This window comes from Bacillus cereus (genome assembly GCF_007678085.1).
Taxonomy (GTDB): Bacteria; Bacillota; Bacilli; order Bacillales; family Bacillaceae_G; genus Bacillus_A; species Bacillus_A cereus_BE.
The window spans coordinates 584,149-594,254 of record NZ_VEDW01000001.1; the positions used below are offsets into that span (position 1 = coordinate 584,149).

Sequence of the window (10,106 nt, forward strand, 5' to 3'; positions counted from 1 at the left end):
ATTATTTCGTTTGTTGTTTACTAATAGACATAATGAACAGTCCAACAATGCCCCCTACTACTGGAAGCATAATCTCTCCTGCTAAATTAAAGTAGGAGCTTAAAAATAAACCATTAACATCGATTACCCAGCCAATCACATACAATAACATCATATATAGTACGAAATAAAACTCGCGATTTGAAATCGTTTCATGTTGTGCAGTTTTCATAATGAACACCATCCTTTTCTTTTATAATGGAATATAAACTGTCACATTTTGTTCACAATTTAATTGTAAAACTTTCCAACATAAAAGTCTAGTAGTTTGCTGGAATTTGCATCAATTCAAAATGATTAGTAACTGATAATAGATTTCCCAGAAATGTTAGGAAACTTACTATAGAAGGTTGAAGAAAAACGAGGAGTGATAGCTAATCTCTCAATATCTTCAATTTACTTTAATACCGTAAACAAATTAATCGGTTATCAAGAAAAAGGATTAGAAGAAGTCGATAAAGTATTTAAAGAAGTAGAGGCAAGAGGGATATATTCACTCTGCATTTAAATATAGGTTGAAAAGTTATCTCTTCGATGCAAATAGTCATACTGGAATAATTTGGACTTAACTTGTCGTTTGGTGTAAAATTATGTTAAAAGGTATTGAAGAGGATTTATCCATGATGGAACAAATAGAATTACTACAGGTTAAAAAATTATGGGAGTGAATAATTAGAATGGCAACTAAATTCAATTTTACTAACCTTCAAGGAGTATATTTGGAAGGACTAGATTCAGATGATAAAATGACTGCTTTTGAGATTAATATTAATAAGGGCAGATTTGTTTTTATTATGTTTCTTTCTGAAGAGGATTCAGCCAGAAGAGATGAACTTTACATACATTTGAGGCGCATTAACAAAATTATCAAACTTAAAACATATGGAAATCATTTAAAGGGGAATTTTGAAGTTTGGATAAAAGAGAAAGAAAAAGAGGATATCATTTCTGAACTCGGTCTACAAAAGAATGGTACCACTTTTGATTTCAAATTATTTCTTGAGCAACTTAACGATAAAATCCCTAATACAATACCTAAGGAAGAGAAAATAACAACGATAAGGGCTAACAAAGGTGTAATTAGTGAATTAGGTATTGATGAGAATGATAAAATCATACTTATTGGAACAAAGCATTTATCGATCGGCACGCCACAAGATAAAACTTTGCGAAAACTCTATCTTTATACGGACAGTGAGGTAGAGATAATTGAGGACTTTATAGAACGTTTAAAGGAAACGAACAGTACGGTTGCATGGACAACTGAAGATAAAAGGAAAGATGCTCCGGACATAAGAAATTTAATAAACGGTTTGTAGTTTTATCCTCGTATAATAAGCGATAGATGTTAATTCATTATATAAATTGATAATTAATAAAATCATACTTTTATAGATTAGTACTTGTTTAGCATTAGTGCAAAATTTTTGAGTAGAAAGAAGGTTATTATGAGTTATTTGTCTGCATTGAACTACAAATATAAGCAAGAAGATTCAGAGGAGACTTTATTTGTCTTCGATACGAATTATTTCTTATATGCCTATCAAAGTTACTCTAATGGAGATAGTTATATAAAAGCATTAGAAAATAAAAAGAAGAATATATATATTCCTTTTATGACGTATATAGAGTTCTTATCCAATATAAATTCTGTAACCAATTCTTTAAAAAGTGATATTAACATTTTAGAAAACTATGTTAATTCAGTTGTTGAAAAGGTAAAGATATTTGATATTCCAGCAATTAAACAAAAACTAAAATCTGAGAGTTTTAGAAATAAATCAAAGAATTATGATCAATTAAATAATTTACTCAAAAAGGATATAGAAGAAACTATAAATGAATATGTTGAAAGTTCTGTTAAGGAGATTGAAAATAAGTGTATTGAGATAGAAAATATACTTAATGAAAAATTAAAAGGATTTTCTAATTCAGAAAAAAATCTACCCAAGATAGCAGAGTATGAAAAAAAAATAGCAGACCTTACAGATCGAATTGATAAATTGTTTGAAAGTTCAAGTGTTCTTGGAGAAATGTATACCCAAGAAAATATATATGAATATATATCAGATATGGATGATAGGTATGCAAAGAATATCCCCCCAGGATTTTGTGATAAAAGTAAAGGTGATAAAGAAAAGATATTTGGAGACATAGTTATTCCTGATAAAGCAGGAGATCTTGTCTTATGGAAAGATTTAATAAATTTGTTACAAGTTAATGAAGAAAAAAAGAGAAAATTCTCTAAAGTTGTAATTGTAACAAATGATGGTTTGTCAGAAGAAAAATCAGATTGGAGAATAAAGTTAGGTAAAGAAAGAGTAGTACATGATCAATTAAAGATAGAGTTCTACAAAAAAACTGGTAAACTATTAGATTTAATGAAGGTCGAAGATTTTATTGAATACTTTAGTCTGGAAGATGAAGCTACTAAAGAACACATAGCAAATGAGATTAAAACATTTAAAGAAGTGGATGTTTCAAAAGAAGAAAAAATTGTATTTACTTTATTTGGTGATGTATATACTTTAAATAACCAGAAAGAAATGATGGAAAAAGTATTTATTACAGTTATTAATATGAAAGATTTAAAATATAAGGATTTAATGAATATACCATGTATATCAACTAAACATGAAGAATTAAACACAACTTTTGATTCGTATACAGAATTGTTCTTTGATGAAGAAATTGAAATTATATTGGGAACTAGATTAAATAGGACTGATAAATTAAGGTATATTTATAAATTATTTGAAATTGCAGGGATTGATACAAGAGACTTAGTATTTGATAGTAGAGACTTACAAAAAATATGGCGGAAATTTTTCCGAGGTAAAGAAAAACTATTACATTCAGATGAAATCATAGTCTCATTAGAGAAATCTGAAAATATGTTAGGAATATCTGTAATTGGAGATGTGAGGTTTTTAAAAACAGGTAAAGAAATTGAAAATAATTTAACTATTCAAATACGAGATAAGTTAATAAATTTTGAATTTTATGATGAGTCAATGAAGTCAAGGGAAATTGAATTTAAAGATATTATGTGGACCTTAGGATATGATATTGAGAATCATGTTGTTAATTTTGATGATTTTTAATGTGAATTGTATTCAACTATCCTCTTACATGGTTCAAATTGGTTCAAATGCTGTCTACAAGAGTCCATTTTATCCGTTTTAGTCCATATTGGAAGCCTTCAGAATGGCGATATAAGAGGAGTTATATAGATTAGCAATCCAAAAAACAATCATTCCAGTTCTCAAAACGTTAGTATATCTATGTTTTAAGACCCTTTTCACTTCAGTGAAAAGGGTCTTTTTTATGTGAGAAAATGGCTTTGACCACATTTTGATTATCAAACATATATAAGAGTATATTATCAAATTTGTATTAAACGGAAAAAGCCTGATAAATCAAGGCTTCAGTAAAATGCTTTATTCCCAGTTTCTTTATATTTAATGAAAAAAACGTAAATGCTATCATTCCAGCGTCTAAGTACGTAATAAGAGCTGTATATTCACGAATGTAGTATAGTATAAACATAGAATGATAGTGAGGAGAGGAGCAAGGATAATGACAGTTTATGATTTTTCAGCTAAAACAATAACGGGAGAAGATAAATCATTAAAAGATTACGAAGGAAAAGCACTTCTTATTGTAAATGTAGCTAGCAAATGTGGTTTTACACCACAATATAAAGGATTACAAGAAGTATATGATAAATATAAAGACCAAGGACTAGAAATACTCGGTTTCCCTTGTAACCAATTCGGAGGACAAGAACCAGGTACAGAAGCTGATATTACTAGTTTTTGTGAGTTAAACTATGGTGTAAACTTCCCGATGTTTGCAAAGATTGATGTGAAAGGTGATAAGGCTCATCCTCTGTATACATACATGACAGAACAAGCACCAGGTTTGCTAGGTATGAAAGCAGTGAAATGGAACTTTACTAAGTTTTTAATTGGAAAAGACGGGAAAGTAGTAGGGCGTTTTGCGCCACAAACGAAGCCGGTGGATTTAGAGGGTGAGATTGAGAAGGTGCTTGGAGAATAACTAGAAGTTTCACTTTAATAAAAAAGCCTCAAAGAGCAATGTTGTTCTTTGAGGCTTTTTCTTTTAACTCACATTATCAAGATTAAATCGCTGAATGGAAGTCATTTGATTTAGGCGGAGAAGCTGTTTTTTTCATAAGGATTTCCCATAAGTGAACGGATTTTTCCCATTCTGCTGCAGCCTGTCCCTTTTGATACATAGCGTTCTCATAACTAAAAGTAAGTTGTTGCATATCATTCGATTTGTAAAGTGTATCGATGTGGAGAGCATATTCTCGGAATGTTTGACTTTCACCTCGTCGTATACCGATTCGCGCAAATTGTTTTAAAAGTGCGCCATAAGCTTTGCTATAAACAGCATCATCTTTTCGATATTTATAGAAAAGAATGATAAAAAATGTAAACCATTTCATTCTAGTAGCGAAGAGAGTATAGCCGATGATACTTATTGGTATCGTAGAAAGGAATACGTACCACCAAGAAAATTTATTTTTAGAATTTGTAATTTTTTTAGTAGGAGCTACTTCTGTATCTTCTATTAAACTTTTAAGCTTTGCTTCATTGTTTCTTTGGTGCATTTGCGCATTTTGAGAATTAGTTTCTTCGCTATTTTGTATAGTAGGAGCAGGAGTATTATTTGTAAAATTATAGGGATTCGTAAATCCTTTTGTTGGTTCGAATGGAATCCATCCGTATCTAGGGAAATATACTTCGACCCAAGAGTGTGCGTTATCGTTCGCGATTTTATAAACATCCTCACCTTCAGCACCCACAAGCGTATTATCAAGAGTTCCTTCTGTATAACCTTTTACCCAGCGAGCAGGAATCCCGGCAGAACGAAGTAACACGATCATAGAGGTCGAGAAATTATTACAGTAGCCGCTTTTTGTATCGAAAAGAAATTGATCAACATAGTCTTGGTTTTTGGCAGGGAACAACACATTCATTGTTTCATATACGAAAGAATGGTCGGTGAAGTAATTTTCAATAGCTAATACTTTATCATATCGGTTGTTTTTATCATTTGTTAGATTAACAGCTAAGTCTCTTACTCGCTGCGGTAATGATTCTGGAAGTTGCGTGTACTTTGTCATGAAATAAGGATTTGTTTCTTGACCTTCATTCATTTTTACAGCTTTTAAGTTTTCTATGGAAAACTCCGGGACCTCATATGTTACTTTATAGGAATGTAAAGTAGTAGAAGAATCTCCGTCCATCGTATAGATTTTTTCGGAAAATGGGTCAATGCTGTATGATACATCAGAAGAAGCCTCAACTGATATTAATCCTGCTGGATAGGTAAGGTGAGGATAACTTTTTTGCATGTTGATTGTTGCCTTTGTTGCCTCCGTTTTTGTATTTTGTTCGTACCAGCTCACGACATCGTTTTTATTTTTAAAAGAAACCTTTTTTTGATTTTCAGAAACCTCCCAGCCTTTTCCTGTATAAAAATCTTTTGTTTCGACTCTCCAATATTGTTTGTTTTGCGTTTGTGCTGTGAAAACAATTGTAGGATCCGCCTTAAAAGGACCACCTAATCGCGAGTCATCTAAACCATACCCGATTTTAGAAACTTCTTGTTTTTTACTTGCTTCGGATGTATTGAATTTTAAAAAATCCATTGGGTTTGGCCATTGAGGGCCAAATTTTGGCGCAAAGTATGCGATGGTTGCTGACAATACAATAAATATTGTAAGAGGTCTAAGTAATTTTGAGATTTCTCTAGCATAATTTTGTAAGTGTTCGATCTCTTTTATTCGTTCTATGCGAAGAAGACTAAGCATAAAAAAGCCGATGACAACAGTACGAATAATAGCGTAGTTTGCATTGTATAAATGTAAGTTATGAAAAACGGTGATATAAATAATAGTCAATATAAGAAATAACAAACCGCGTTTTTTATGAATCATCCAAAAAGAGATGAAAGCACTCAAAAACCAAAATGATAAAAAAAATAAAAATGCTGTAAAAACTGGAGAAATATCTAGCAAATTCCCCTGGAATAACAGGGAGGAATTTCGAGAAATATCAGTGAAAAATTTCGTTAGCCAAGATGGATTTATAAAAGCATTTTTATAATACAGGAAATGAATGATGAATAAAATTGTGATGATCTTTATTGGAATCTGCCACCTTGTTTGAAAAAAAGAGAGAGTGAAGCAAATCCCTATAAATATTACAAAAATATCTAATCTATCTACGTTTGTAATACCTATAAGAGGCCTTAGCCATTCTAGTAAAAGTAGAAATGCGCATGTATGCATGAAGAATCTAGTCATATCCAATTGTTTTTTTGCCTGTAATGTTATCATTTGCTCACCTCAAAAAACACGTTTGTATACTGGTTTCCATAAACCACATTTACAAATATTTTTCTTTTTTGTAGAGTTTCTAGAATACTGAGTTCTCGATGTGAGAGTTGATTTGCTTTTTCTTTCACGACAAACACCATTAATTTTCTATTTTTTATAGCAGCAAAGTCAGCTGTTTTTTGAATATCGGGAGAAAGATCGCTTGTCACGAGTATAATCGTAACGGGCTCATAAATTTTTCTTAATTCCATTTCTACACTCCGAGAGAGCGGGAATACACTATCTGCTTGTACTTTCGCTAAATGGCAAAAGATTTGATGCAACTGACTATCTCCATTGTCTAAAGGGAAAAAAGTTCGTTCTTTTCCGACAGATACGAATGACGCCGGTGAATTTTGCTTCAAGACAGATCTGACAATAGAGGCAGTAAATGTGACGACTGATTCGAATAGAGGGGAGGGAGTTCTGTCCATGAATATCATAATATTATGGCTGCGCTGTTGTTCAAATTCTTTCGTCATAATGTTGTTTGTTCGTGCAGTTGCTTTCCAATCAATCCATGAAAAGCGGTCACCAGGTTTATAGTCTCTCACACCGACAGAAATGGTAGAATCTTTTACTAAGTTGATATTTGCTGAAAGTGCTCCTTGTTCGAAATGATTTTCCATTTGTCGATACGTTATATCTACATACTGAGGATAGACTAAAAATGTATCTGGAACTGAAAAAGTTATTTCTTTCTCCATCATACCGAATAGATCGCCAGTTTTGACACGTACGCTTGAAAAAGAGTGCTCTCCTCTAGGGATTGTGTCAATTGCATATTGAAATGAAATATTTCGTTTCAATCCTGGAAAGAGTATTACTTTATTCATCTTCGTTTGTTTACAATTTGTGAATTGTGATGGTAGCACATCTTCTATAATTAAATAAAGCAAGGGAAAAGGAAATTTTCTTTTTATTGTAATGGTGCTTAAAAATGATTCTCCTGCTATATATTCGTCTTGATTTGTTATTCGTTTTACCTCGGCATTTCGTAAAGCATAGAAGGGGAGTAATAGTGAATAAAGGCCGATAGGAATCATACTGTAAAACAAAAACCAACTTACAAATCCTCCTTGAAGCATAGCGTATACAAATGTTAAGACTAGACATAACGGAATGAGTGATAACTTAGTAAAATGATAGAGTGATCGTAGTATTCGTTTCATCAAAGGTTCATCTTCCTTTGAGTCGGTACGGTAGTTCGTGCAACGATTTTTGCGATAACTTGTTCTCCTGTAATTCCTTCAAATTTTGCTTCCATTTTTAGAATGAGTCTGTGAGCCAATATGTAAGGAGCTAAAAATTTAACATCGTCTGGAATAACATAATTTCTACCATGGATAAAAGCATAAGCTTGTGAAGCTTTCATTAAAGCAATCGAGCCACGCGGGCTTGCACCAAGTTGTATAGAACTATAAGAACGAGTCTGACTAACAAGCTTTACAATGTAATGCTTGATTGCCTTGTCCATACTTACTTCCCGTACGCTTTGTTGTAAATAAAGTAATTCTTCTATTGTAGTAATAGCTTGTAAATGGGAGAGGGGATTCGTTTTTTCCATCCGGTTTAAAATTTCAAATTCTTCTTCTGGTGTAGGATATCCCATTTTTAGTTTCAATAAGAAACGATCGAGCTGTGCTTCTGGTAAAGGATATGTTCCCTCATATTCGACCGGATTTTGTGTAGCCATTACAAAGAACGGTTTTGGTAACGGTCTTGTCATGCCATCTATTGTAATATTGCCTTCTTCCATACTTTCAAGTAAGGCAGATTGTGTTTTTGGAGATGTACGATTAATTTCATCAGCCAGTATAAAATTCCCCATGATTGGTCCAGGCTTGAACTCAAATTGGAGCTCTTTTGGATTATAAATAGAGACACCTGTTACATCTGATGGAAGTAAATCAGGTGTGAATTGAATACGCTTGTAATCAGCATCAATAGATTTAGAAAGAGCACGTACTAACATTGTTTTCCCAACGCCAGGAACATCTTCTAATAGTACATGACCTTCAGCTAAGAGAGCTGTCAAAGCTAAGATCGTTTCTTTTCGTTTTCCAACCATTAATTTTTCAATATTGTTGATTATTTTTTCTATAATGGGATGTAATGAATCAAGCTGGTGCATCGTAATCCTCCTAATGTGTTATTATCGTTTTCTAATCTATTTGGTGAAAAATAGAACGTACCTCTCTATGTGCGAGTATAAAACTATTACCTTTAATTCTAAGAATATTCAGATTATTTATTCTGGTTACATCTAGTATAATTGTTTCAGTAACTAAGGGCAATATGGTAAATAATGATTTCTCTTTTTATGTGAAATATGTCTTGATATAGAATAGTATCGTCGGTAAAAGTAGAAGAGGAGAAGGAAAGATTGACCTCAATGAGCAAAATAAATAGCGTAGGAAACCCTACGCGTAAAGTTTGGAACATATATTAATACGCCTTGTGAATAAAATGTATATGAATAAAAAATAAAGTCGACTTCTCATGAAGAGGCCAGCTATTTAAATTATTACACTCCTTTATTTTTTATCTTTCTTATATTCTTTTCGTTTATTTAACCAAATATGAATTAATTCTACCAATTCCATTGTTTCAATCTCACAATATTCTCCTTTACCATCTTCGGCTAAATTGTCTAACACAGTAGTTGTGTCGTTCCGAATTTCTAAACTGCAAATGTTGCCATTTACTAATACATAATTTTTTTCTCCGTTTAAAACATTATGTATTTCTTCTAAAATCCAATCTCCAAAAGATGTAACTTCAATTCCTAAAAAAGTTTCAACAAGTTTAATTTCTTGAGGAAGTCTCATAACTAAATCACTACTGTTAAGCACTTCAAAACTATATGGATATTTCATGACTATTTTACTCCTTTATTTCTGGCTTTAGTGACTCTATTTACTTCTCTATTAATCTCATAAGCTCTATTAAGGTAATAAATTCTTATACTATCATCACTATTTTCCTACTTAAATTATAGTAAAAGTAGATTATTATTAAACTTATCTATCCAATATTTCTCTGATGTAGGTATGAATTCAGTGAAATCTTCATATGTACCACTCCAATCTTTTGGTACATAGTTTTCGTATGATGCCGGTTCTGGAAACATTGAATATAGTATTTTATTATCAAAGTTAATTAATAAGATTGGACTAAAATCTAATAGATCTTCTCCTGCATTTTTCCTTTTAATATTTTCAAGTAGTAAATAATTTAATTCTTCTTTAGTTGTTTTATATTGATTAATCCTTACTAAAAATACTTCTACATTTTCATGATCTAATACTTTTATTCCATTTCTTTCTTCCGTTTCGTCATTATCTTCAATGCTTATACCTAAATTTTTATATGCATTATCTAATTTATTATAATCTAAAAACCATAGTTCTTTATCTGTTACATACCATCTAAACTCATTTTTATATATGACGGCTACTATAATGTTTTCTGCATAAAGCGGTTCTAATTTCATAATATACTCCTTGTATTATTATCTTAAAATCCTGCCATTCTTGGTGTATTCTTCTATTGATTCAATCCAAGTTGCTGACAATTCATATGGATTTCCTTGCGTTTTTTGTTCAACTATTTTCAGGATAGTTGCCCTTGATATGGTGGATTTAAAGTATTG

Annotated in this window: 9 protein-coding genes; 3 read left to right on the plus strand and 6 right to left on the minus strand. The window is 31.7% G+C overall.

What is annotated here, in order from left to right; genetic code table 11:
• Position 1: 1 nt before the first annotated feature.
• On the minus strand, positions 2–211 hold the full coding sequence (locus FS742_RS02985; RefSeq protein WP_144611142.1) for a DUF3925 family protein: 210 nt from the start codon (positions 209–211) through the stop codon (positions 2–4).
• Between the two features lie 505 nt (positions 212–716).
• Between FS742_RS02985 and FS742_RS02990 the strand changes: the two genes are divergently transcribed.
• The 3 genes from FS742_RS02990 (at position 717) to bsaA (ending at position 4,101) form a co-directional block, all read left to right on the plus strand.
• Positions 717–1,358 (plus strand): hypothetical protein, encoded by a 642-nt coding sequence (locus FS742_RS02990; protein WP_144611143.1) that lies wholly within the window; start codon positions 717–719, stop codon positions 1,356–1,358.
• A 129-nt stretch (positions 1,359–1,487) separates the two neighbouring features.
• Positions 1,488–3,143, plus strand: a complete 1,656-nt coding sequence (locus tag FS742_RS02995) for a PIN-like domain-containing protein (RefSeq protein WP_144611144.1) — start codon at positions 1,488–1,490, stop codon at positions 3,141–3,143.
• Between the two features lie 475 nt (positions 3,144–3,618).
• Positions 3,619–4,101: a glutathione peroxidase gene (gene bsaA, locus FS742_RS03000; protein WP_144611145.1), complete on the plus strand. Its 483-nt coding sequence runs from the start codon at positions 3,619–3,621 to the stop codon at positions 4,099–4,101.
• Positions 4,102–4,183: 82 nt separating this feature from the next.
• Here the strand turns inward: bsaA and FS742_RS03005 are convergent, their stop codons facing one another.
• The 5 genes from FS742_RS03005 to FS742_RS03025 all read right to left on the minus strand — a co-directional run bounded on the left by FS742_RS03005 (position 4,184) and on the right by FS742_RS03025 (position 9,947).
• Entirely contained in the window at positions 4,184–6,412 is a 2,229-nt protein-coding gene (locus tag FS742_RS03005) for a transglutaminase TgpA family protein (protein ID WP_144611146.1), read from the minus strand.
• Positions 6,409–7,623 carry a DUF58 domain-containing protein gene (locus FS742_RS03010; RefSeq protein ID WP_144611147.1) on the minus strand — a complete coding sequence of 405 codons (1,215 nt, stop codon included), beginning with the start codon at positions 7,621–7,623 and terminating at the stop codon, positions 6,409–6,411. Before FS742_RS03010 ends, FS742_RS03005 begins: the two co-directional genes overlap by 4 nt.
• Positions 7,623–8,585, minus strand: a complete 963-nt coding sequence (locus FS742_RS03015) for an AAA family ATPase (protein ID WP_078420013.1) — start codon at positions 8,583–8,585, stop codon at positions 7,623–7,625. Before FS742_RS03015 ends, FS742_RS03010 begins: the two co-directional genes overlap by 1 nt.
• A 403-nt stretch (positions 8,586–8,988) precedes the next feature.
• Positions 8,989–9,330, minus strand: a complete 342-nt coding sequence (locus FS742_RS03020; RefSeq protein WP_144611148.1) for a hypothetical protein — start codon at positions 9,328–9,330, stop codon at positions 8,989–8,991.
• Between the two features lie 116 nt (positions 9,331–9,446).
• On the minus strand, positions 9,447–9,947 hold the full coding sequence (locus tag FS742_RS03025; protein WP_044797210.1) for a hypothetical protein: 501 nt from the start codon (positions 9,945–9,947) through the stop codon (positions 9,447–9,449).
• Between the last annotated feature and the right edge of the window lie 159 nt (positions 9,948–10,106).